The 24,210-nt window shown below is 29.1% G+C and carries 24 protein-coding genes and 2 pseudogenes; 10 read left to right on the top strand and 16 right to left on the bottom strand.

The window, feature by feature from the left end; all coding sequences use genetic code 11:
- Window positions 1–100: 100 nt before the first annotated feature.
- The 4 genes from CNEONATNEC86_RS13590 to CNEONATNEC86_RS13605 are packed head-to-tail and all read right to left on the bottom strand — an operon-like array spanning window position 101 to window position 4,588.
- Window positions 101–1,684 carry an alpha-L-rhamnosidase-related protein gene (locus CNEONATNEC86_RS13590; RefSeq protein ID WP_159136209.1) on the bottom strand — a complete coding sequence of 528 codons (1,584 nt, stop codon included), beginning with the start codon at window positions 1,682–1,684 and terminating at the stop codon, window positions 101–103.
- Between the two features lie 8 nt (window positions 1,685–1,692).
- Window positions 1,693–2,970 (bottom strand): MFS transporter, encoded by a 1,278-nt coding sequence (locus tag CNEONATNEC86_RS13595; RefSeq protein WP_125148544.1) that lies wholly within the window; start codon window positions 2,968–2,970, stop codon window positions 1,693–1,695.
- A 16-nt stretch (window positions 2,971–2,986) separates the two neighbouring features.
- Window positions 2,987–3,217, bottom strand: coding sequence for an HPr family phosphocarrier protein (locus CNEONATNEC86_RS13600; RefSeq protein WP_159136210.1), 231 nt, complete (start codon window positions 3,215–3,217; stop codon window positions 2,987–2,989).
- Window positions 3,218–3,238: 21 nt separating this feature from the next.
- The gene (locus tag CNEONATNEC86_RS13605) at window positions 3,239–4,588 is read right to left on the bottom strand and encodes an MFS transporter (protein ID WP_159136211.1); all 1,350 of its coding nucleotides are present in this window, start codon (window positions 4,586–4,588) and stop codon (window positions 3,239–3,241) included.
- Window positions 4,589–4,928: 340 nt separating this feature from the next.
- On the opposite strand from CNEONATNEC86_RS13605, the gene CNEONATNEC86_RS13610 reads away from it, so the two are divergent.
- A complete protein-coding gene (locus tag CNEONATNEC86_RS13610; protein WP_159136212.1) occupies window positions 4,929–5,972 on the top strand; it encodes an AraC family transcriptional regulator in 1,044 nt (347 codons plus the stop codon).
- A gap of 285 nt (window positions 5,973–6,257) precedes the next feature.
- Here CNEONATNEC86_RS13610 and uraA read toward each other — a convergent pair whose 3' ends face one another.
- Window positions 6,258–7,550: a uracil permease gene (gene uraA, locus CNEONATNEC86_RS13615; RefSeq protein WP_200848532.1), complete on the bottom strand. Its 1,293-nt coding sequence runs from the start codon at window positions 7,548–7,550 to the stop codon at window positions 6,258–6,260.
- 561 nt (window positions 7,551–8,111) lie between these two features.
- On the opposite strand from uraA, the gene CNEONATNEC86_RS13620 reads away from it, so the two are divergent.
- From CNEONATNEC86_RS13620 to CNEONATNEC86_RS13635, 4 genes are all read left to right on the top strand, one after another.
- A complete protein-coding gene (locus CNEONATNEC86_RS13620; protein ID WP_159136213.1) occupies window positions 8,112–8,756 on the top strand; it encodes a hypothetical protein in 645 nt (214 codons plus the stop codon).
- Between the two features lie 99 nt (window positions 8,757–8,855).
- Window positions 8,856–9,080: a DUF1659 domain-containing protein gene (locus CNEONATNEC86_RS13625; protein WP_159136214.1), complete on the top strand. Its 225-nt coding sequence runs from the start codon at window positions 8,856–8,858 to the stop codon at window positions 9,078–9,080.
- Between the two features lie 41 nt (window positions 9,081–9,121).
- On the top strand, window positions 9,122–9,340 hold the full coding sequence (locus tag CNEONATNEC86_RS13630; RefSeq protein WP_159136215.1) for a DUF2922 domain-containing protein: 219 nt from the start codon (window positions 9,122–9,124) through the stop codon (window positions 9,338–9,340).
- A gap of 248 nt (window positions 9,341–9,588) precedes the next feature.
- Window positions 9,589–9,774 carry a YvrJ family protein gene (locus tag CNEONATNEC86_RS13635; protein ID WP_159136216.1) on the top strand — a complete coding sequence of 62 codons (186 nt, stop codon included), beginning with the start codon at window positions 9,589–9,591 and terminating at the stop codon, window positions 9,772–9,774.
- 254 nt (window positions 9,775–10,028) lie between these two features.
- Here the strand turns inward: CNEONATNEC86_RS13635 and CNEONATNEC86_RS13640 are convergent, their stop codons facing one another.
- A complete protein-coding gene (locus tag CNEONATNEC86_RS13640) occupies window positions 10,029–10,658 on the bottom strand; it encodes an NAD(P)-dependent oxidoreductase (RefSeq protein WP_159136217.1) in 630 nt (209 codons plus the stop codon).
- A gap of 143 nt (window positions 10,659–10,801) precedes the next feature.
- Between CNEONATNEC86_RS13640 and CNEONATNEC86_RS13645 the strand changes: the two genes are divergently transcribed.
- On the top strand, window positions 10,802–11,125 hold the full coding sequence (locus CNEONATNEC86_RS13645; RefSeq protein WP_159136218.1) for a winged helix-turn-helix transcriptional regulator: 324 nt from the start codon (window positions 10,802–10,804) through the stop codon (window positions 11,123–11,125).
- Between the two features lie 190 nt (window positions 11,126–11,315).
- On the opposite strand, the pseudogene CNEONATNEC86_RS22065 reads toward CNEONATNEC86_RS13645, so the two are convergent.
- Window positions 11,316–11,465: pseudogene (locus CNEONATNEC86_RS22065) on the bottom strand (hypothetical protein); the annotation flags it as partial.
- Window positions 11,466–11,787: 322 nt separating this feature from the next.
- Between CNEONATNEC86_RS22065 and CNEONATNEC86_RS13650 the strand changes: the two are divergent.
- Window positions 11,788–12,651, top strand: coding sequence for a tyrosine-type recombinase/integrase (locus tag CNEONATNEC86_RS13650; RefSeq protein ID WP_125148298.1), 864 nt, complete (start codon window positions 11,788–11,790; stop codon window positions 12,649–12,651).
- On the top strand, window positions 12,644–13,804 hold the full coding sequence (locus tag CNEONATNEC86_RS13655; RefSeq protein ID WP_125148297.1) for an IS91 family transposase: 1,161 nt from the start codon (window positions 12,644–12,646) through the stop codon (window positions 13,802–13,804). The genes CNEONATNEC86_RS13650 and CNEONATNEC86_RS13655 overlap by 8 nt, the downstream gene beginning before the upstream one ends.
- Window positions 13,805–14,114: 310 nt before the next feature.
- Here CNEONATNEC86_RS13655 and CNEONATNEC86_RS13660 read toward each other — a convergent pair whose 3' ends face one another.
- The 4 genes from CNEONATNEC86_RS13660 to CNEONATNEC86_RS13675 form a co-directional block, all read right to left on the bottom strand.
- Window positions 14,115–15,509, bottom strand: a complete 1,395-nt coding sequence (locus CNEONATNEC86_RS13660) for a hypothetical protein (protein WP_159136219.1) — start codon at window positions 15,507–15,509, stop codon at window positions 14,115–14,117.
- A gap of 211 nt (window positions 15,510–15,720) precedes the next feature.
- Entirely contained in the window at window positions 15,721–17,085 is a 1,365-nt protein-coding gene (locus tag CNEONATNEC86_RS13665; protein ID WP_159136220.1) for an RNA-directed DNA polymerase, read from the bottom strand.
- Window positions 17,086–17,472: 387 nt separating this feature from the next.
- Window positions 17,473–18,816, bottom strand: coding sequence for a DUF4062 domain-containing protein (locus CNEONATNEC86_RS13670; RefSeq protein WP_159136221.1), 1,344 nt, complete (start codon window positions 18,814–18,816; stop codon window positions 17,473–17,475).
- A 401-nt stretch (window positions 18,817–19,217) separates the two neighbouring features.
- On the bottom strand, window positions 19,218–19,475 hold the full coding sequence (locus tag CNEONATNEC86_RS13675; protein WP_276508226.1) for a nucleotidyltransferase domain-containing protein: 258 nt from the start codon (window positions 19,473–19,475) through the stop codon (window positions 19,218–19,220).
- Between the two features lie 121 nt (window positions 19,476–19,596).
- Between CNEONATNEC86_RS13675 and CNEONATNEC86_RS13685 the strand changes: the two are divergent.
- Together CNEONATNEC86_RS13685 and CNEONATNEC86_RS13690 are read left to right on the top strand one after the other, a co-directional pair.
- Window positions 19,597–19,983: pseudogene (locus tag CNEONATNEC86_RS13685) on the top strand (HAD-IA family hydrolase); the annotation flags it as partial.
- 283 nt (window positions 19,984–20,266) lie between these two features.
- A protein-coding gene (locus tag CNEONATNEC86_RS13690) for an IS3 family transposase (RefSeq protein ID WP_230132317.1) occupies window positions 20,267–21,690 on the top strand; the annotation gives its coding sequence in 2 pieces (ribosomal slippage) (window positions 20,267–20,756 and window positions 20,756–21,690; 1,425 coding nt in all).
- An 85-nt stretch (window positions 21,691–21,775) separates the two neighbouring features.
- Here CNEONATNEC86_RS13690 and CNEONATNEC86_RS21590 read toward each other — a convergent pair.
- From CNEONATNEC86_RS21590 to CNEONATNEC86_RS13715, 5 genes are all read right to left on the bottom strand, one after another.
- Window positions 21,776–21,952, bottom strand: coding sequence for a hypothetical protein (locus CNEONATNEC86_RS21590; RefSeq protein ID WP_159136222.1), 177 nt, complete (start codon window positions 21,950–21,952; stop codon window positions 21,776–21,778).
- Window positions 21,953–22,048: 96 nt separating this feature from the next.
- Window positions 22,049–22,276, bottom strand: a complete 228-nt coding sequence (locus tag CNEONATNEC86_RS21595) for a hypothetical protein (protein WP_159136223.1) — start codon at window positions 22,274–22,276, stop codon at window positions 22,049–22,051.
- Window positions 22,277–22,335: 59 nt separating this feature from the next.
- Window positions 22,336–22,572, bottom strand: a complete 237-nt coding sequence (locus tag CNEONATNEC86_RS13705) for a hypothetical protein (protein ID WP_159136224.1) — start codon at window positions 22,570–22,572, stop codon at window positions 22,336–22,338.
- Between the two features lie 48 nt (window positions 22,573–22,620).
- Window positions 22,621–22,842, bottom strand: coding sequence for a DUF3791 domain-containing protein (locus CNEONATNEC86_RS13710; protein WP_159136225.1), 222 nt, complete (start codon window positions 22,840–22,842; stop codon window positions 22,621–22,623).
- A 443-nt stretch (window positions 22,843–23,285) separates the two neighbouring features.
- Window positions 23,286–23,999, bottom strand: coding sequence for an acyl-[acyl-carrier-protein] thioesterase (locus CNEONATNEC86_RS13715; RefSeq protein WP_159116512.1), 714 nt, complete (start codon window positions 23,997–23,999; stop codon window positions 23,286–23,288).
- Window positions 24,000–24,210: the final 211 nt, after the last annotated feature.

Genomic DNA, 24,210 nt, shown 5'->3' on the forward strand with positions numbered 1-24,210 from the left:
TATTGCTCAGTTTAGACTGGACAACACAAAAACTTTGTATTTTTTCAATTGTCTACTTGACGGGATGCACACCATTTAGTGCGACATCCCCATTTTACTATTATATCAAATATTTTTTTATCAAATATACAGGTGTACACCCCCATGCATGACAATAACTGCTTACAATAGAATTTCCATATGGTGAATAATCAGGCTTATCTGGATCAAACGCCTCCCAAAAAGTATCCGCACCCATTTTTATCATCTTTCCCCAGTAAGATTTAATTAAATTTATTGCTTCATCAGTCATGCCTGCTATAAATAATGCTTCTGCAACATGATGATACATATATGGTGTTGCTATCCCTTTAACTGGAAACAATTCTTTAACAGCTACTTCCATAATTGTATGACTTTCTTTTTCTGACATAACTTTGGCAAGAATCATCCATACCTGACTTGCTATATTATATTCTTTATTTTTTCCTGATACAAAAAGATGTCTTCTTTCATCATATAATTCTTTTCTCGAAAAGCTAATCATACTATCTAAAATTTTCTTATATAATAGCAAATCTTTTTCTCTCATCATTTCTGCTAATGATATAAACTGTCTTAATGCATATATACAAATTGCTTGTCCTGCTGTATCCTTATCAAATTCATTTGACCAGTCAACAAATACAGGATATTCATCAGTAATCTTTAACCTTCCATTTTCATCAATTTGCTTAAGTGTAAGATCTATCTGTGTTTTCGCAACCTTATATAAATCATGTAAAACTTCTTTATCATCCGGATGAGCATTTATATAATCATAAAGTACTGATATAAAAAACAAACTATAATCAAGCAAAAATGTATCATCTGGCTGTATTTTAGGTTTCACAAATACATTTGCAGATATCTTTCCTTCTTCTGTTGGCATAGCACCAAACAGATAAAGACATCTCTTAACAATATCTTTGTTATCAAATGTAGCATAACCTGCTAATGCTTGTAATCTAAGATCTCCAATCCAAAGTCTTCTATCACGCTTTGGTCCATCTTCAAATACATCCTGCATACATTCTGCTAATGTTCTTATACTTACATCACATATATTTTTTAATTCAGTATCATTTACTGAATTATTTTTTAACTTTGAATAATCTGCTGAAGTTTCTGAACATACTTCAGGATTTAAAAAAACAGTAGCATATTTAGGAGATGTGTCCATAACTTTTATTTCTACATATCTAAAACTGTAGCGACGTGGTAGTCTTAATTTCTTAGGTAGTTCATCAAGATGTATATATTCCTCCTGAATCCATGATCTGCTTAGCCATCCATCATAATCTGAAGATTTTTCTGCAAGTTCTGCTGGAACTTCCGCAAATTTAATACGCAGAAATAATGGTGCATCCATTGGAGATCCTGTATAATCTAAGTCAATTGAAAAATATCCTACATAGTGATTTCCAAAATCTAAAATTATTGAATCATCCCTCTTTAACTTATATGATGATAAATTTTTTATATCTCTTTGACTTTTTTTTATTCCATATCCGCCAAGTTTTTTATCATCATTAATAAGTTCAGCAATACACTCTGGTTTCACTGTTTTATGCTTAATTTCAGGCGTATTTTCTTCTGCCTTAATTAACAATTTTTCATCGTGTTTAAATTTAACATCATTATTTATTTGAAATGTAAATGCCATAATACCACCTACTTATTAGTTCTTTCTTTTAAATATTTTTTTTGCATAAAGATCATAGTAAAACCTGCTAAAGCACTTACTACAACAATGCCTGAGAATCCAAACATAGTAGTTCTTATATGTTCTGGAAGAACAAGGACAGGAGTTATAAATGCAAACAAACCACAGCATAATCTTGAAAAACCATTAATAAATCCTTGTAATGCTGCACGATTTTCTGATGGGAAAGATTCTTGAGTCCAAACTTTATAAATTGCTTCTCCAGCAACCGGATTACCTAAGTTATAGCATCCAATGCAGATTACTATTGTCCACAAAGCACTTCCGCTTAATGCCATTCCAATCATTGCACAAAATTGAATTAATACCCCAACTGCAAAAGCTTTATTACGATATTTACTACCTGCTACTGATGCAAATATACTTGTTGTTATTAAACTAATAATATTTAATACAATTCCAGTACCAGTTGCAAAACTCTGAGTAGCATTAGCCTTCACTAATGTATATGTCTGAAATTGTCCCCATGTATTGGCTAATAAATTCCAGCATACATAAAAGACAATTATACAAGTAAAAAAGCTTAAATATTCTTTCTTTTTATTTCCAAATAAAAGTTCTTTTATTGAAACTTGTTTTTCATTACCTTCTGCATTTTCTCTCTCTTTTTCTCTATGTCTTTCGCCTTCTTCATGAAGAACTTTGAACTTTGATGATGTGCTTCTCCATACAAATGTTACTACTGCTATTAATGCTAAAATTGCAAACATAACTCTTGCACCAATCGCTCCAGTCATATGTGATACTACAAATGAACATATATAAGACATAAATACGCCTATCTGCCAGAATATCTGCGTAGATGAAACCAAGCTTGCAGATATTTTTTTATCAGGTGCATCATGAGATACTACAGTCAGACTTATCGGAAGATCTGCACCAGAAGCAAAACCTGTAATAATCAAACCAACAAGTAAAGTATAAAAATTAGGTGATAAAACAGCAATAACAGCACCTATTGCATAAAATAAATTCATCATGTTAAATGCTGGAATTAACCCAAATATATTGGTAAGCTGGCCGGCAAACAAAGAACCAAAAGCAATTGCAAACGTTAAAGCTCCTGATAAAATTCCAACAGCACTATTGCTCAAATTTAATCCATTCTGCCACACAGTTATTGTTGCAGATAATCCTACAATAATTCCTGAACCAAGCATTGAACCGATACCTGCTCCCAACACTAAAGTACGATATTTTCTTGGCACACTATTTTTTTCATTCATAAAATAATTCTCCTTTTTATCTTTCTTCTTCAATAAATTCTTTAAAATATGTTTCAAAATTTTTATTATCTTCTGTTTGAATATAAATTGGCTTTTCCATATCAAGACAAAATATTCCCATAATTGACTTTGCATCTACAAGATATCTTTCTTGTGCTAAATCAATATTGCCTGGATAATTGCAGCATAATTTATTAAATTTCTGAACATCTTTAGTAGTCATTGATTTAATTTTTCTCTTTATCATCTATAATTACTCCTTTAATAACTATTGATTATGGCGTTTTTCAATTTCCTCCTTTATCTCTGGATATTTCTTATCTAAATCATAAAAACTCATTGTAATAATAGAGCATATTAATAATATTATTGGGATATATATATACATGACACGAATTGCTAAAACAGCTTTTGCTCCCTGAATCAAAGCATCACTATTATATGAACCCCATGCAAGAAGAACTCCTCCAATTCCTCCTGACACTGCCTGTGCAACTTTTCCTAAGAAGCCATTAACAGCAGATAGAGAACCAGATGCATCTATTCCCGTTTTCCATATACCATAATCTACTGGATCAGCCTGCATTGAAAAATAAATACTTTCTTTAGCACCATACCCTGCTGCAGTAACTAAAGCACCTATAATAATTCCAATATAATTTACACCTGAAATCCAAATAAATATAATACCTGTAAGCTGAATTAAAGCTGCTGATATATAAAGATTCCTTTTTCCAAGTTTTCCTGCCAAAAATGGAACAAAAAAATTTGCCATCAAAGGAACTACAGACATTATGCTTGCTACAGTTATTGATAATTCCTTGCTTCCAACTACAGACTTATAGTAATAGACCAATGCAGCTGTTTGCATAAAATAGCCTGTCCACATAAATAAAATATTAATAGCAAAGATAACCCATGGCTTATTTCTTATTAATGATTTTAATGTATCACCTAAAGTTACATGTGGTGATATTTGTGAAACTCTTTCTTTTACATTTGCAAATGTAATCCAGAATAAAATACATCCAGCAATACCAAATAATATCATTACAACTCTGAACCCAAGTGCCTCATTGCTTCCTCCAAAAAATTCAACCATCTTTAATGCCATTGTACTTACAATTGTTGCTCCAAGAAATCCAAAAAACTTTCTTGAAGTTGAAAGTGCTGTTCTTTCTTTTGAATCCGCTGTAAGGCTTGGCAATATTGAAGCCATTGGAATATTAACTATTGTATATGCAAAAGACAAACCTATATAAGTAATGTAAGCATATACTAACTTTCCATATTCTGAAATATCAGGCACAGAAAATGCTAAAATTGCAAACAATGCAAAGAATGGACCTCCAAATAAAAAGTATGGACGTGATTTCCCCCATCTTGTGTTAGTGTTGTCAATCCAATACCCGACAAGCAAGTCTGCTCCTCCGTCAATTAATCTTGCTATAATAAGCATTGTTGCCAAGGAAAGTGCATTTAATTTCATTACATCTGTGTAAAAATACATCAGATATAACGTTATCATCTGCCATATCAAATTAGCAGCTAGATCTGATATCCCATATCCAAAACGCTGCCGCCAAATTTGAAATTTAACTTTGTCTTCTATTTTCATATTCTCCCTCCCATTAATTTCTTACAGATTAATTTTATTAAATTATTTATAAAGTAGCTATTGATTATCTTAATCAATTTTATTGATATTTTTTAAACATATTGTTACAATTATGCTATTAAGGATGGGGTTAAATTGACAAAAAATGAGATTCTTTTTCATTTGCAGGAATTCAACAAATTTTATTTTGTCTTCTATATTTTATATTCTCTCTCCCATTAATTTCTTACAGATTAATTTTATTAAATTATTTATAAAGTAGCTATTGATTATCTTAATCAATTTTATTGATATTTTTTAAATACATTGTTACAATTATGCTATTAAGGAGGGGTTTAAATTGACAAAAAATGAGATTCTTTTTCATTTGCAGGAATTCAATAAAGATGAACTTTTTTATCAAAAATATTATAACGCTCAAAGTCAACAATGGATGTTCGATAAATTTTTAGAAGAACAGAATACTTCTGAACTGATTAAACGTCAGCTTATTGTTCCTGAATTATCAAGTTCTTTTAACCCAACTAGTTATCTTGCAAAGGATTTTTTTGAAAATGATAATACAAATTGTATTGTATTTAGCAAACATAACAGATTTACACCTCCATTTACTCATTATCATGATTTTTATGAAATGATATATATTTTTGAGGGTGCATGTACTCAGAAAATAAATCTGGATAGTATTTCATTGAAAAAAGGCGATTTCTGCATTATTACACCTGGCACACGTCATTCAATCAGTGTATTTGATCCCAGTCTGGTAATTAATATTTTAATCAGGAAAAATACATTTGAAGATATATTCTTTAATTTAATACGTGAAAGCAATGCAATTTCATTTTATTTTAATCAGACATTGCATTCTGATTTATATAATGATTATTTAATTTTTTCTACCGAAAATGATGCAGATATACAGGATCTTATTTTAGAAATGATACTTGAATTTGAAAATCATAAAAAATACTGTGATTCTATTTTGAACAGTATGATGATGATTCTTTTTTCTATTATACTAAGAAAATATGAAAATACAGTCAAAATATCTCAAGAAAGAAAACATTCAGACATAAAATCCATAGAAATATTAACTTACATAGAAAATAATTATCAGAATATTACTCTGCAGGAACTGGCCGATCACTTTCATTTCTCTATACAATATTGTTCTAGGCTTTTAAAACAAACTACAGGGCAGACTTTTTCTAAAATTCTTCAAAGCATAAGATTTAACAGAGCAAAAACTCTGCTTAAAACTACTAATATATCAATTGCAGATATAAGCACACAGGTAGGTTTTCAAAACCCAGAACATTTTAACCGATGCTTTAAGAAACTTTTTAAAATAACACCTGGCGAATACAGAAAAAATAAAATATGAAAAATTAGATGTCATGCTAGTTTTCTATGCATGACATCTAATTTTATTTAATCAATTTCATCTTTTCTAGCTAACTTCTTAATTTGTCTATATCTCTTTGTATAGTCTTTTCATCAACATTATATTTATCAACCAATTAACTTGCTCTGTTTTGAGCCAATTTTTATTCCGTATTTTCAGTATATTGAAGGAAGAATAACAGCTTAATTTTTGACGAATGATACATTCTAAAATTCAAAAAAACTGCCCACTAAGTTTAGATGGACAGTTTCTATTATAAATTCCTTATTCTTTTTCATTCATTAATCCAAGCTTATCAAATATAATAAAGCTAAGATTTAAAATAATTGCCACAATTGTAGCCAATCCCATTCCTGTAATTTCAAAACTTCCCATTGTAAGCGTAATTCCACTTATCCCAACAATAAATATTACTGATGAAAGTATTAAATTTCTTGATTTAGAGAAATCTACTTTTTCTTCTATGAATGTTCTTAATCCAGATACTGCTATTGTACCAAACAACAAGAAACTAACTCCTCCAATAACTGGTGTTGGAATTGTTCTTATAAGTGCTGACATCTTACCAGAAAACCCTAAAATTATTGATATTAATCCTGCTCCACATATTATATAAACACTATATATCTTTGTTAATGCCATAACTCCAATGTTTTCTCCATAAGTTGTAGTTGGCACAGAACCAAACATTCCTGAAACAATAGTTGATAGTCCATCTCCAAGAAGTGATCTATGAAGTCCTGGATCTTCCAAGAAGTCCTTTCCTACTATACTGCTTGTAACCTTTAAGTGTCCTACATGTTCTGCTATTACAACAAAGGTTGCAGGTAATATTGTAAGTATAGCATTTATGTTAAAATGTGCAATTTTTATGTTTGGAAGTACAAAGAAACTTGCGTTACTTACTAGTGAAAAATCAACTATTCCCATAAAATATGATGTAATATATCCTACTATTACTCCTATTAATAGTGGAATGACTTTTAAGAATCCTCTTAAAAGAACATTGCATAATATTACAGTTAATAGTGTTACCATTGATACAATAACCCATGATACATTTAATGTAGGTGAATTACTTCCTCCAACTGGAAAACCAGCCATATCTGCTGCAGTGCCAGCAAGTTCTAAACCTATTAGTGTAATAATTGATCCCATAGCTGCTGGTGGAAATAATTTATTTATCCATCCAATACCTATATACCCTACAATAATAGCTATAATTGAAAATACTACACCTACTAATACAAAGCCTCCTTGTATTGTTTGAAAATCATAACCTTGCCCATATAGTAGTAATACTGGAGATATAAAAGCAAAACTTGAACCCAAATATGCTGGAATTTTTCTTTTTGTTATAAATGCATAAAGTAATGTACCTATACCGTTAAAGAATAATACAGTTGTAGGATCAATATTAAATAATAGTGGTACAAGAACTGAAGATCCAAACATTGCAAACAAATGCTGAATACTTAATGGAATTGCCTTAAGTAAAGGAATTTTTTCATTTACTTCTATAGAGTCATTTTCATCTTTTAAAATTTCATTATTCATAATAATATTATCATCCTTTCTTAGTTTCACTGAACTAATTTAAAAGTACCCTACCCAAAATATCACTAATATGCATGCCTTGTCAATATTTGTGATATATTTTTTTCATTCTTAAAATAAAATGTAGATAATTTTAAATGCTTTTTAAGTTGTGATTTTTCATAATCATCAAATTTAGACAAAATAAAAACTTGTTAAGATGTAATATTACAATTATGTTCTTAACAAGTGTTATTTTTTATAGATTTAAATTGAATAGACTCTTCAATTTCCCAATAAATAAGCAAATTCGTAAGAATTTGTATTTATTTGTGTATAAAATTCTATATTTATAACTATATATATTTTTATCTTTATGAGTGTATAGAATCTTACATTTATAAGTGAATATCTTCTATACTTTGTAGAATTCTAACTTCATAAAAGCTTTCATTTTAAAAATCAAATATACATTAAATTAATCATTTTTTTCTTCTAAAGTTGAAAAAAATCCACAATCCTTAGTTTGAAATCATATATATTATGTAATAGATTAATAAAGGATGAAAGGATTTGATATGTATGGCAAGAAAAAATTCTATAAATATTCCAAAAAGTGATTTTGATATTGATGATAATGAATACTTATTTACTTTTACTGATGAAGCAATAAGTGATGGAAAATGCCTTGCACAATTTACTTTTGACCCTGATGAGGACTTATCTTCTCATGATGCTACTTCACCAATATTAAAATTAAGTACAAATAATAGTACTAATGATTGTTCTTTAGCAAACTCTGATACTGCAATTATTATAAATAATAATGATGATAATACTGCTGCTATCACAAATAATAATAATGCTGGTAACATAAAAAATTCTAATATTATTAAAAATACAGCTAACCAAATTATAAATTCTACATCTGATAGTACTGAAATTTCCTGCCAAAATATTTCTCAGAATAAATATATGCAGATAAATACTTATGCAGAAAAACTATTTGATAACCGTACAATTTCTATTCCTAATGGTGCTTCTCCTCCCATTAATGGTGAAACTCCAACTATTAGAAGATCTTATATCTTTAGAGCTTCTACCATAAGAAAACTAAATGAATTAAAAAGCATTCATCCTGATATTAATGCTTGTGTCAGCACAATTGTTGATGTTGCACTTGAACATTATTATGCCTATATAACAAAGCAAGGTGGCAGCCAATAACCATAATGTGTAAGCTTTCAAATTTCATGCAAGTTTTCCTTAAAAGCTATTTTTAAACCATATATCTTATTTGAGCAAGTAAGAAAGGAGGAATTTAAAATGGCAGTAAACAAAATTATTGATTCAACTTCTCTAACAATTGAAATTCAAAATGGAGTAGATAAAGCCGGGGATCCAACCTACTCAAAGAAAACTTTTCCTAATGTAAGAAACGATGCTGAATCACAAAGTCTTTATGATGTTGCTGAAGCTATGAAACTTGTTATTGATGGTGGCACTAGAGACACATTAGTAAATGTAACTTCAAATCTTATTAACTCTTAATAAAGAAACTTCTAAAAATTTATTGAAAGGAGGTTTAACTTATGGAATATATTTTAAGTATGAGCTTTACAACTGAAGGTGGAAAATCTACCAGTTTAAACCTTAGTGGCGTTAAAACTACATTAACTAAACAAGAAGTGTTTGCGCTTATGGACTTAATCATAGAGAAAAATATCTTTGTTGTTAGTTCAGGTGCTTTGGTTGCAAAAGGTGGTGCTAAATTTACTGAAAGAAAAGTTACAAAGTTTGATGTAGCTTAAAACTTAATCATTAAGGGCTGTCACATTAAGATGATCAATTACAATATGTTTCATTATAATTAAGTCAATAGATGCAACATATTGTGAATTTTATCTTTTGTGTAACAGCCCCTTTTATATACAATTATATAGAAAGCTTTGAAGCTTAAGCACAGTTTAAAAAACTATTATTACTTAGATAGAGTTTATACATAAATTCTTTGGGATATATATTTCTAAGAATTGAAAATTTATAGGAGGTTAACTTTATGGAATTTAAAGAATTAATAAGTTTAATAGGAAATCTTGGCTTCCCTGTAGCCATAACTGCATATCTTCTTGTAAGACTTGAAAAGCAAATTAATAGTCTTGCCTCTTCAATTAACAAATTAAACACAATAATTTCTGCAAAGCTTGGTGTTGTTATTGATCCTAATGAAAATGCTGGCTCATAAAAAATGAATAATATAGATACGGACAGTAGATAGATTTGTTTTTATGCAAAACTATTTACTGTCCTATTTTATCTGAATTTTAATTTAAAGAATTGTATAAAATCAGATTAATCGCATAAATACTATATTTATCAGTAATTTAGTAAAAGTTTATAAAGGATTTTAACACTTGATTACCACTAACAAATGAGCATTAATACGAAAAATTTTTAACCCAAAAGCCCCCTGTATAGTAACAGAGGGCTTAACTTTATTTATTCTCTTACAACGGAAATTCTCTGCTGTACGTGATTTCCATTTACTGCTTCATCCACCATAGCGATTGCATAATCTGCATAGCTGATAATGCTGTCTCCTTTAGCATTAAGAGTTAATTCCTCTCCACCTAAAATATATTTACCTGTTCGCTCTCCATCTGCTTGGAAATCACCAGCAGGACTGATGTATGTCCACTTCACATCATTTCTAGTACGAAGTTCTTCTAACGCCTTACCCATATTTTCAGCCAGTGGCTTAAACACATCTGGAAAATCAGCTCCGTCCATAACCTGTTCAGTATGCTCTGAATTAACATAAAGGCTTCCTGCACCTCCGACGATTAAAAGTCTTGTTTCCTTTCCACTTATAATGTCACAGAGGTGCTTTAAAGACGTACTGTGCTGTGGAAGTGTCTCTGGTGTCCATGCTCCGAAAGCGTCAATCACAACATCAAAGTTTTCCAAATCAGAAACAGTCAAGGCAAACAAATCCTTATGAATGACTTTTTCTGTATCTGAATGATTTTCACCACGAACAACAACGGTCACATCTAACCCTCTTTCTATAGCTTCTTTAACAATCAATTTTCCTTCTTTGCCATTAGCACAAACAACTGCAATTTTCATAATCCATAACCTCCATATAAAGTTCAACTTGTTATTTTCTGTTTATGTGATTATAATATATCCGTAAGGAAATATTGTAAAGTAAGCACTTTTTTGTGCCATAGTTACCTAAAAGATACTATTGAAAAAGGAGATTGGTTTAAATGAAAAAAGAATTGCCTGCCTGTCCAGTTGAAACAACTCTTATGTTGATTAGTGAACGCTGGAAAGTTTTAATAATCAGAGATTTATTAGATGGAACAAAACGTTTTGGAGAATTAAAAAAATCTATTGGTAACATATCACAAAAGGTTTTGACTGCTAATCTTCGTGCTATGGAAGATAGCGGACTTCTTACAAGAAAAGTCTATCCCGAGGTGCCTCCAAAGGTTGAATATACTTTAACTGAAACAGGATATAGTTTAAAACCAATTTTAGATGCTATGAAAGAATGGGGAGTAGTATACCAAGAAAACAATGCTAAATAATCAATTTACAAGTATTTAAAAATAATTGCTTTTTAAATACTTGTAATTAGCTTAATTGTTATATGAATAATTGGATTATCGTATATAATAATATTATCATAATTATAAAAAATACTTATCAGCTAATAACTTTCTAAGCATAGGCTGTCTCTCTCCTTGATGTTTTCCTTTTAGAGTCAACCAATATTTTTTATTGAAAGCAATAAATACTCATAATACTCTTTAGCCACAAGCCATGCTTTTCAGAAAGCATATATATTTCTTCTGCCAACATATTTGCTAACTCATATTCTAAACGAAAAGTTGAGCTTTCAGAATAAAGTTCCTTTGCTTGACATACATAATCTTTTTTTTAACTTGTGCAAGAAATTAATGCTATTATTGCCATTAATATACCTCCTACATTTGCATTACTATAATTAAGTTTGTTTTTTTACATATATAACTTCATGAAGTTTTTAATTATTCTATAAGTATTAGTGTTTATTATTATAAGTAAATATTTTTAACTACTAAATTATATGAATAGCACTAAACCGCTAGCGCGGTGGTAATATATGTTTTCACTTATTTAGTTCTCATATTTTAATTATAACAGTTTATTTTTTCTATAAATCCTTTAATATATAGATAATTCTAATTTTAAAGGAGATGTTTTAATTATGACAAAAGAACAAGTCTTAGAAAAGTTGAAATTTGATGTGGAGCTTAGAGGTCTAAGCAAACATACCCAAGCTGAATACTATACTAAAGTTAAAATTTTTCAAGATCATTTTAACAAATCCGCTACTGAACTTGACGAAAAAGATATTAGAAAATTCCTTCATTATCTTTCAACAGAAAAAGGTCTTACTTCCGGAAGTGTAAATTCATACAATAGTGGTCTTAGATTCTTATATGGTGTAACTTTAAATACTACTTTGAACTACAAACAAATCCCTCGCCACCGCAGGCAACGTAAATTTCCAGAAATACTTACTAAAAGTGAAATCCAATGCCTTTTTGATGCATGTGATAATCTTAGAGATAAATGTATATTAATGACTCTCTATGGTGCTGGGCTAAGGCTTAGTGAAGTTGCTAGTTTAAAAGTTACTGACATTGATAGTAAAAAAATGCAGTTATTTATTCGCAATGCCAAAGGCTCTAAAGATCGCTATGCTTTGCTTTCGCAAGCTAATCTTGAAATTCTAAGAACTTATTGGAAAGCTTATCGTCCAGAAGAATGGCTTTTTTATAGCAGAGTCAACACTGGAACACATATAACTTCTAAGGCTGTACAAAATATATTCCACAAATACATAGAAAAAGCTAATATCTCGAAAAAAGTTACCGTTCATAGCTTAAGGCATAGTTTCGCTACACATTTACTTGAGTCTGGAATAAGTATATTTCATATTAAACAATTACTTGGACATTCAGATATAAGCTCTACGTGCTTTTATTTGCATTTACTTAAAATTCAATCCTTAAATGTACAAAGCCCTCTAGATTTCTTGACAGAAACGGAGAAAACTAATGGTTGAGGTTCAAGATATATTAATGGAATACGGTGACGATTATTTGGATAATCATAAGATTACCCTTGTTCAACATAAGGCTATATCTGCAATACGTAAATGTAGAACTTCACATTTAGGTGGGCATGTAGATATCTGTGATAGCTGTGGAAATACTCAGATTTCTTATAACTCCTGCCGTAACAGGCACTGTCCAAAATGCCAGACTCTTGCTAAAGAACGTTGGATTTACAATCAAAAATCCAATTTACTTAACGTAGGCTATTTCCATGTCGTATTCACTATTCCAGATACTTTAAATTCCATAATATATCAAAATCAAAGACAGCTCTATACTCTTTTATTCAAGGCTACTTCTGAAACTTTGTCTGAATTATCCTCAGATAAAAAATACCTTGGTGCAAAACTTGGTTTTACATCAATTCTACATACTTGGGGACAAAACCTTATGCATCATCCACATATTCACTGCATTGTACCAGGTGGGGGATTGTCTTCAACAGGAAAATGGATAAACAGCAGAAAAAAATTTTTTATACCAGTTAAAGTACTTTCTCGCAAATTTAGAGGTAAGTTTTTGTATTATCTTAAACAATTATACTATGAAAATAAGCTTGAATTTCATGGGAATCAAAATTATCTTTCAGATGAATCTGAATTCGAAAAATTGCTTTCAGCTACCTATTCTAAAGAGTGGATTGTTTACTGTAAACCACCTTTTAAAGATGCTGCCTGCGTCGTCGAATATTTAGGTAGATATACACATAGAGTTGCCATATCAAACACTCGTATTCTAAGCATTGATAATGGCACTGTCACATTTAAATGGCGTGATTATAAAGACAAAAATAAGTATAAGGTAATGACTATTTCTGCTGATGAATTTATTAGAAGATTTCTTATTCATATACTTCCAAGTGGATTTATGAAAATTAGGCACTACGGTTTGCTAGGTAATCGGAATAAAACTGCAAAGCTGAATATTTGTAAACAACTTACTAATACCCCTATTTTACTTAGACATAAAATTCCAACTCTTGAACTAATTAAAGAAATTACAGGCAGAGATTTATCAAAATGTCCTAACTGCGGTTCAAACAAACTTAGTAGGTCTATTACATTTTGTAACTCTCCTCCTACAATTATCAAAACTTCATAACATTTGTAATGTGTCTTATAATGGGGAGGGGGAAACTATGCCTAGTTTACAATATTTTATGATTTTTTGTATCTTTATATCTATATTTTTAAATTTAATTTTTAAATTATCTTCTAAAATTAGTAGATGTGAGGTTATTCAATCCCCATAATAACTGCTTGTATTTCCGCGGTTTCGTGCTATTGTAATTATACAAAGTTAGGCGGACTTCTGTAACTTTTAAACTCAAGCTAAAATCAAAGTTTGAGTTTTTTTCTGCCTAACTTCGTATAATTTGCTATGAATAATTGGAAGGTTAAAACTAGAAATATTACATAGTAGAAACATTGTCCTGTGACAATATATTATTCTTAATCCATTCTATAATTGCCTTTCTTAAATAATGTTTACCTTTATTATAATCATTAGCCATTCTTTGATGATTATTATCTAATGTAACATCTAAGTTCAAGTTATATTCAGTAAAGAACATTTCTCCTGAATGAAAATGTCCCGAACGTAAATTTCCATATAAGAAATTACAAAAAGTTTTGTCATATTCATCCTTTAAGTACTGCTTCATAAATTCTGAAAATCCAATCTTTTCACTCTTTGCTAAGCATTCAACCGCAGAAATCATATACGCTAACATAAGTGTAGGTTCATATACTCCACATGTCTGAGAAATATTATATAACCTACAACTATTTCTAAAATATATCGACTTTTCACTAGGAAGTTCTAAAATTCCTTTATAATACTGCCTTATTTTTTGAGGAATTTTTAAATCTAAACTATAAAATCCACTATCGGAAATTTCCTTACTGTAGTTATTGTTTTCTTTGCTCTTTTCAATCTTATTTTCTTTAAAAACTTTTTCTAAATTCTGATTTAATTTATATGAGTTATTTTCAATATACGTAGAATCAATTTCTAAAGTTCCTGTCTTTATCATGTCTATTGACAAAAATGATAGCGGTTCAATAGCATAATAATCATTAATATGTCTTAATCCATTCATATTATCCATTACTATTAAATTGAGTTCATTATCTATAAATGCACTTCTTTGAAATTCATCTTGACAATAATAGTTTTCTTTATCCAATTTAATGTAGTGAGCAAATTTTGAGTTTATTTCAAAAAAACCTATATCTATTAATACAGATAGATATGAAACAAATTCTTTTACGATATTTATCGCCTTTGTTCGCGCATTAGTTAATGAAATTGCCTCAACTTCACAATCAAAAGCAATAATTCTTTCAGAAATTGCATTTTTTTGTTTTTCATTTAAGAGTGGTTTAAACTTAATCTTACTTTTCCAATTAACTATATACTCACCTTTAAATCCAACATCATGTAAAATACTGTGATATACTCTTACTGTAAATTTCTCTTCATTTTTATGTACTAAACCTTCTGTGAAACTATGATACACTTCCCTAAAATAGTAATAATCTAAATCAATTTCAGATATATTATCATCAAATACTACAAATTCCATTTTGATAAGATTATTATTGTCAGTAGAAAGGTAGCACTTTGCAGATATATCAATAATATTATCTTTAATCCTTTCCTTATATTCAAATGTAAATGAATTGTCCACATTATTGAAATATGTCTTAACATTTTCCTTATATGAAAATAATTTTTTAATGCTTTCATTTATACTTCTTTCAATTATATTTTCTGCATTAATTTCTTTAGTAATCTTTACCATGACAAATCCCTGCCTCTAATATTATATTTATATAAATTAATTTTCACACAAAATACCACTATAATTAGACTTATTACTTATACTCTTATGCACTATTCTTAGTTTTAGATTATTAGCCTACTTGATATATGAAAGTTGATAATTCATTCAGTTCAAAAACATTTTATATTATTATACGAGTTAAAATTATAATTTTTTTATTATATTAAACTTACTCACAAAAATGGATATTATTTTCCTTAAGATATCTATACATATGTAAATTTTTATTTAGATTCAATTTGGATATAAACACTTCCTCAGTTATATGCCCTGAAACGTAAAGTTCATAAATAAGAATCCAAGAATAAGCTTTATTACATACTTGATCTATCTTTTCTTCTCTCAACAACTCTTTCCTCAAAAGGATAATGTGAGCCATTTCATTTTTACTATCTACAATTTGCTGCACAAGTAAATCGTCAATTTGAATATTATTTGTTTCAATCAACAAATATAACAACCATAGAACTTCTAAGTCATGCTCAAAACTAATATGTTTATCTATCATTTGCCTAATAATAGAAAGATCATCTTCATTTAGTGTCAAATTTTCTTTGTTCTCAATAAATAATGAACAAGCTTTTGATAAAGATCGTTCATTATTTTCAATAATTGTTAGCAGGTAAGCCTTGTATAAAGAGAAATCAGTTTGTTCTATCGGATTCTGTTCTAAAGTTTTAAGCAAATATCTTATAGCTCCTTTAGTACCGTTTTTTTCTAATATAGAATATGCATTAAATAATTCTATTAAATCAGAATTATCCATATTTTCTTTATTGTATTTTTTAAAAATTTTTTCTAAATTTTCTGCTACATAATACGGGAATTCAATTACTTCTGTCTTCTCATTATTAAGAGAAAATCCATACTGTTTAAGCACTCTCGTAAAAATGCTTATTATCATCTTCTCATTATCATCAAAAAGATAAACTTCATAATCATCCACATAACTAGAAAATTTAATTTTTTCACTTTTCAGTTCCTTGTCAATACGAATGAGAATACCTTCAGCAATCATTTTAGATGTTAATGGACCAGAAAGTAGTCCATTGGTTCTGTTTAAGTTCTGCCGTCTATAAACTTCATCGAGCTTTCGATATTTTTTATAAGTATCGCTAATTGTTTCATCATCAGGATTTTTCAAAAATTTATTGTAGTCATTATCTGCCCCTTCTACACCTAACATAATTGCCGGAATCATATGCATGTAAAAACTAGAAAAGCAATTTGATATATCAAGTTTTAAAATTTTCTTAGCTCCAGTTGATTTAACAATCTTTTTGGCAATATTCTCAATATAATCAGAGGAGATATTTCCCAAATTATTTGTAGTTCCATTATATGATTGTTCATGTCTCATAATGCTGTCATTTCGGCCTAAAATAGGAGAAAATGATGCTTCTTCAGTTTCAGTAAATTGAATTATTTCTTTAACGATATTCTCGTGTCTAATATAATTGCGGGTGGCAACATATGCTCCAATTTCAGGAATAAATATACTACGACGAGCATCATTACCGTTATACCTACTCATCGTAAAACAACATGGTTCAATTAAATCGCAATTCTCAGATGGAGATCTCATGAATACTTTTGGGTCTAACTTGAAGCATGGTGGTAAATATTCAGAAAAGAACCCTGTTTCGGCTATTTCTTTTTCTATAGTTGTATAATTTCTATCCATTATGTACTTTTATAACCTCCATATATCAATTCTCATTTTATTTTTTATTGATTTTAATATATCTGATGCAATATTACCTGTCTTTTTTTCGTTAATATATAGGTGATTTTTCCATATAAAATTCTCCTTACAAAATTAAAAGTAACTTATTTGATAACCTCCTATGATTAAGCATCTTCATTGAACTTTACATTATTACTCTAACCCTTGTTATATCCATATTTAAAGCATCTATATTTAGTCTCTAGGGTTTTTTGGCAGATCAATTAATAAACTCAGAAAATCGTCAAAATTATGAGTACCATTTAATATTCCCTTTAAATATTTTTCAGATATTAAGTCACAATCTTTTGAGTTATATGGAGATGTCTTTGCCACAATAATAAAATTATATTTACTTAAATACCTTACTCTCACTTGCGCACCTTTTGCATCAACTACTTTTCCATTTATAACTGCAGCCCCATCATCAAATTCTGCTCTTGATATAGGAACATCTCCCAACAACGCATATTCTTCTGATGCATACCCAAAATCTTTAATTTGCATATTTATATATTGAGGTGATGTACTGTAAACGCCTATTGGCGATTCTGCTTTTGCCTCTATATAGATAAAATCTCTATAGTATGAAGAAGAATGATACACTGCAATTTTCTCTATCTCAATTTCATCATATCCAATTAATATTTTGGTATCACTTAAAACATCAAAACTTTCTATATTAAGACCGCTATTGCCATGTAAAACCCATATTGGATCTGAATAATGTTTTCCATCAGTTTTGAACTTTATCGGCTTTTTAAAAAAGAGTTTCAATCGTTCTACTGCTTCTTTAGGATCATAAAACCATTTCACTCCTCTAATACCTGGAAACGCTCCACATATTCTGTAATAAAAAAATGTGGTGGGATCTTCGTTTAAGACAGATATTTTTTCATTATCAGTATGACAGCTTTCATATGAACTTTTTTCATTATCTGCTGAATCGCATTTTACTAGACTTGTCGTTTGAATTTCTTTAGTAAGCCTTATATTTTCCTGTTTAAAGTCTTCATAATCTTTTAAAATATCTCCTGACACCCATCCTTTGAAAGTAAATCGTTTTTCAAAATCTGTTATAGACTTTATTATAGCAAGCTTAATATCTTTAATATCAGAATAAAATAAACTAGTCTTCCTTAAAACCATTTCTCTAAAATTTTCATATTTATCTGAATTATCAATTTCTAACACAGTTCTACCGAAGTCCTTAACCTTTTTATCTAAAGCATCATCTTTAATAACAACTGCAAAAAATGGTATATTTTTTTTCACAGCATATTCATATTCCAACTGAGTATAACTTAATTGAGATTTTGGTTCTAATGATCCATATCTTCCACCTAAAATTAATACATAAATATCTGATTCATCAATCCATCTCTTAATTGTTTCTAGTTGAGATTCATTTCCTGCTTTAAATAATTCCATTCCCGCAGGAATATGACCTATAGATAAAATCGCTTCTACAGCTGCCTGCCGTTCGTCAATTAAATCAGTGTACGTTGATGATAAGAAAACTTGTAACTTTTTCTTCATTTATTTTCCCCTCCAAAACAGTTCTTAAATTTATAAAACTCTGAATATTATTAATTTAATTTATTTAATCTTTAAAAACTATATTATTTCTGAATTTTATTTTTTACTCTAATTCAGAGTTATTTGTGGATTTAAATTGTCTAATTATTAATATATTTTAACTCATTAAAATTCCTAATTGATGCTAATTTTAATATTTTTTAACTTCCCATTATAGACATAACCCTAACTTCAACTTACAGTCCATATTATATATTCTATCACATAATATTACATTTTTATCATATTTTTCACTATTTATATGTTAATTTGCTAATATTGTTTTATTTGCGCTAAAAAAAGATTCATTTCTGAGTCCACAAATCTTAATCTTCCATGATAGCTATCATATTTATTCTTTTTTAACATCTATCTAAATTATCATAAATTTCTATTCCATATTCCTCCATTTGTGATTTTATTTCTTCATTCATACTATCTAAAAATACTATATCTAAAGAATATATTCCAACAACTTCGTCTAATTCCTCTGCTATAGTACCTTTATACTTTTTATCACATAGTATACCTAAATCTATATCCGAATTATAACTATAGTTTCCCTTTGCTCTTGCCCCAAATAAAACTACCTTTTTCAAACTTTTCTCTTGCTTTTTCAATAACTGTATGTAATTTCCCTTTTAATAATTCCTTTTGTATTAAAATCTTTATAAAATTTTAAAGTCATTGACTTTCCATTCTCAAAAGGATAATAAACTTTAATTTTTCCATCAACAAGTAAATAATAGTATCGAACTTATAGAAACTCTAAGCAAGTCTTACAGACTTGCTATAGTAACTAATGGACTTACCTTAGTTCAAGATAAAAGAATCAGAAAATCTATTATAGCAAAATTTTTTGAGACTATAGTAATATCAGAAGAAATATTAATATCAAAACCAAACCCTGTGATTTTTGAACATACTTTAAAAAATATAAATTTCTTTGATAAAAATAAAGTTTTGATAGTAGGCGATAGTTTAAGTTCCGATATACAAGGTGGGATAAACTCTGGTATAGATACCTGTTGGTATAACCCTAACAAAATTATAAATGAAACATCAATAAAACCTACCTATGAAATCTCTAATTTTGATGAACTTAAATCTTTGCTACTTAATTCATAAAAGTATTTATAAATAAGAGTAAAAAGATATATAGCTAAATCTAATTCTATATCTTTTTAAATATTTGATAAGCTGTGCTCAGTTAATTATGATACGTCTCTCCGTATCATAATTAAGTGATAATGTTTTTTATGAGGGTGTAAATAATTTTGTGTATTCCTAACTTTTTCTTAGAAATAATCAAAATTTTTTACAGAGCCTTTTTTATATTGAAAAAGGATACCTTTTTTGAACCGACCCCAAAAAGTTAGACCAAAAATCTAATGATTTGGAGGTCGGTTTTTTGGCAAAATATAGTTATGAATTCAAAAAAGAAGTTGTTCAAGCGTATTTGGATGGTAAAGGTGGTTATAAATTTCTTGCGAAAGAGTTTGGTATTCCTTCTCCAAGCAAGGTTAAATTATGGGTTGATAATTACCGTACATTAGGCGATGAAGCGTTGATGCGTTCAAGAAAAAATGAATCTTTTACTTTCGAATATAAACTTCATGTAGTAGAATTATATCTAACAAGTGAGGTCTCATATCAGGAGTTAGCCCTTCAAGAAAGGATACATAATCCAACGCAAATAGTTAAGTGGGTAAATGATTTTAGAATTGCTGGTCCTGATGCTTTGCGGCCGAAGAAGAAGGGACGAAAGATATCGTTGGAATCATCAAATAAATTGTCTAGTAAAACAGAATCCGCCGAAATTGTTTCAGTTGACACTACTGCTGAACATGTAAAACAGCTTGAAGATGAATTGCTCAAGCTCAAAATTGAGAACGCATATTTAAAAGAACTGAGGAGGCTGCGTTTAGAGGAGGAAGCTCTTCTGAAAAAACAGCGAGAATCATCCACAGCCTCCGAGGAGAATTCAAATTAAAAGATATTCTCGCAGTTGTAGGCTTTCCAAAAGCGACATACATGTATTGGCAAAAGCGATTTAATAGAGAAAATCCTAATAAAGAACTAGAAGAAAAGATCCTTGAAATACGTAGTATTAATAAAGATTGGGGTTATCGACGTGTATACGGAGCACTACGTAAACAAGGAATACTTATAAATAAAAAGAAAGTTCAGAGAATTATGCAAAAGCTTAATCTTCAGGTGACTTCCTTTACAAGAAAGAGTCGTAAGTATAGTTCATACAAGGGTAAAGTTGGAAAGGTTGCTCCTAACAGAATTCATAGACGTTTTGACACACAGATTCCTCATCAGAAAATCACAACAGATACTACTGAGTTTAAGTATTATGAGGTTGATGATAAGGGACGAATGATAATAAAGAAACTATACTTAGATCCATTCATGGATATGTGTAATAGAGAAATCTTAAGCTATGGAATATCTCAACATCCGTCAGCGGCCAATATCATGGGAGCACTAAACCAGGCAATTGAAATCACAGCTGATTGTCCATACAGAAGAACTTTTCATTCTGATCAAGGTTGGGCTTACCAAATGAAAGCTTATGTACACACTCTTAAAGAAAATCGAATTTTTCAAAGTATGTCCCGAAAGGGCAACTGCCATGACAATTCAGTAATGGAGAACTTCTTTGGAATAATGAAACAGGAAATGTACTACGGCGTTGTTTACTACAGTTATGATGAACTCAAAGAGGCAATAGAACAATACATCAAGTACTACAATGAACAAAGAATTAAAGAGAAACTAGGATGGATGAGTCCCGTAGAATACAGGCTCAACCTCTTGGCTGCATAAAAATAGCGTAGCAGCCATTAAAACTGCTACGCTTAAAAAGTCTAACTTTTTGGGGTCACCTCATTTCAGTATCCTTTTTAGTCCTTTAATTATTTTGAACTCTCCTAAGCATATTTATTTCCTTTTCTGTAAGTCCTGTAAGATTGCTTATTGCTTCGTTATCTAGTCCCATTTTTATTGCTTTTATTGCTGTATCTGTTGCTTGTTCTTCTCTTCCCTTTTTGATTCCATCTTCAACTAGCATTTCTCCAAGCTTTGTCATACTTATCTCCTCCTTTACTTTTTCCAAATCTTTTCCGTCCAAAAACTTTCTCAATCATTGAGTAAGTTCCACTAACCAAATATAAAATTTGGAGTGTCACTTATCTGCAAATGCATATAGCATTGATTCAACATCATATCTATATTGATTATCTATTTTCTTTATAAGTCTTATAGATTTTATTATCTTATCAAGTTTGCTTTGCTTTCCACTCATTATAGGTGTAAATGTTAATGCAATCAAATCTTGCTTTGTTACATCAACATTATCATTTATTTTTTCTTCAACTTCTTTAATTACAATATCTCCATCTCTATCATACATTGATACTGATTTTACATTATTTTTCTATTTTGTTTTGTATATAACTATATTATTGGGGCCTATTTATTACTTTCCCATTCCCTAAATAATTCATCAACAATAAACTCTGAACTTTCTGCCCACATAGTAGATTTTGTATTTTGAAGAGCTTTGTAAGTATTAGATTTATATAATTCAGCAAGTATTTCTTCAAACTGTTTCCCAGTTCTCTCACACAAAATTCTCACTACTTTTTCTATCTTCATTATAATATCTAAAGTTATATCTTCATCATTATATAAATATTTCTGAATCATATTCATCTCTCTAAAATGTTTGTGCCATGAAATAATATAATCTCATTGTTAATTAACATTCTCTTTTCTCCTAACCACATCTTCAACAAAATTTATGCTTTCTTCTAAGCTTTGTGTATGCAACACATCATACTGTGAACGTATTAGCTTAATAATATTATACTTATTAAATATCTCTAATGCTTCACTACTAGTTATATGGTGATTATATGCAAATCCTTCAACTGCTTCTATTATCAATAAATTTATATCATTTTCTAAGCTTGTCAAATTACATTCACCTCTTTATATTTTTATTATTTATTTAGGTTCATCCTAAAATTTTGTGATGAACCTTTTATATTATTTATTTATTATCTATATTATATCCAATAAAATTAACTTAATAAAGAATATCTTCTTAATCAACTCTGGAATCTTAATAAATAAGAATTCTGCTAAACTTACTCAAAGAGTTGTTACTAAGTATGAAGTTGCTTAGTTTAAACATTAAAAAAGCTGTCATTTTTATGGCAGCTTTTTTAATCCATATATTTATTTATATTTTATAATATGACTAATACGGTATATGGGGAATTTCAGATGTTTTCACCTCGTTTAAAGAATTATAGAATTAAGAATAATCTAAGGTTTATCATTTGTTAAGTGAAACAAATTAGAATTTATAAGTACAACATCCACATTAGTAAATATGTAACATTCGCTTGTAATAACTAAAACAATTCTATTATTGCATTTATCTTGTCTTCGCTTTTTACTGTAATAATATATTTATCTGCATATTCTGAATAATAGCATTTAATATTTTCTCCATATACTATTTCTTTTTTATATACAATCCTCACATTATCGAATATTTTATTTTTATAAATATCCTGTGGTAGAATTTCATATGCCATATCAAGATAGCTTAAGTTATGCATATGATTATTCATATCAATATCTCTTCTCTGAACAGAATATTCTTTTTCAAAAATATAATCTTCATATTTAATCTCTTGAATTTCTTCAGAAAATACCATTTTATCATTTTCTGACTCATATAAATCTGCAATATCTTCTGTAAGTCTTATAGGTCTTCTTCTTATTGTATCAATAAAAAGCCATCTTGATGTTCCTATTACAATTACATTACCATCTTTATCCTTAAGCTGAAAATCACGATAAGCACATAGTCTTTCTATTTTTCTTGACCATGTTTCTGCTTTGATCTCTTCATTATATTCAGGTCTTTTTATAACCTTCATCTTCCAGTCCAAAAGCATCCATACTCTTTTTTTGCTTTCAATTTCAAAAACCCCGTATCCTACAGATGCTGAATGAAGTCCTCCTACATCTTCCATTATTGCAAGAAGTGCTTTATTAGTTGCTTTGTTATTAACTCCTATATCTTCTAAACCAATTTTGTAACTACTACTATATATCATAAATTTCCACCTCTCTATTGCATTCATATGATTGTATAAACCAAATTAAATTTTATCTTTCATAAGCAATTTTACCATATGAATTTTAATTTCCCAAACAGAAAAGATGTATCTTAATACTGTCAAAAATATATTTTGGTGTTTACCATTATTTAAATTGATATGTTTGGATAAAATTTGCTATAATTTAATATATAAAATTAAGGAGTTA

This window comes from Clostridium neonatale (assembly GCF_900465025.1).
In the GTDB taxonomy this organism is placed as follows: domain Bacteria; phylum Bacillota; class Clostridia; order Clostridiales; family Clostridiaceae; genus Clostridium; species Clostridium neonatale.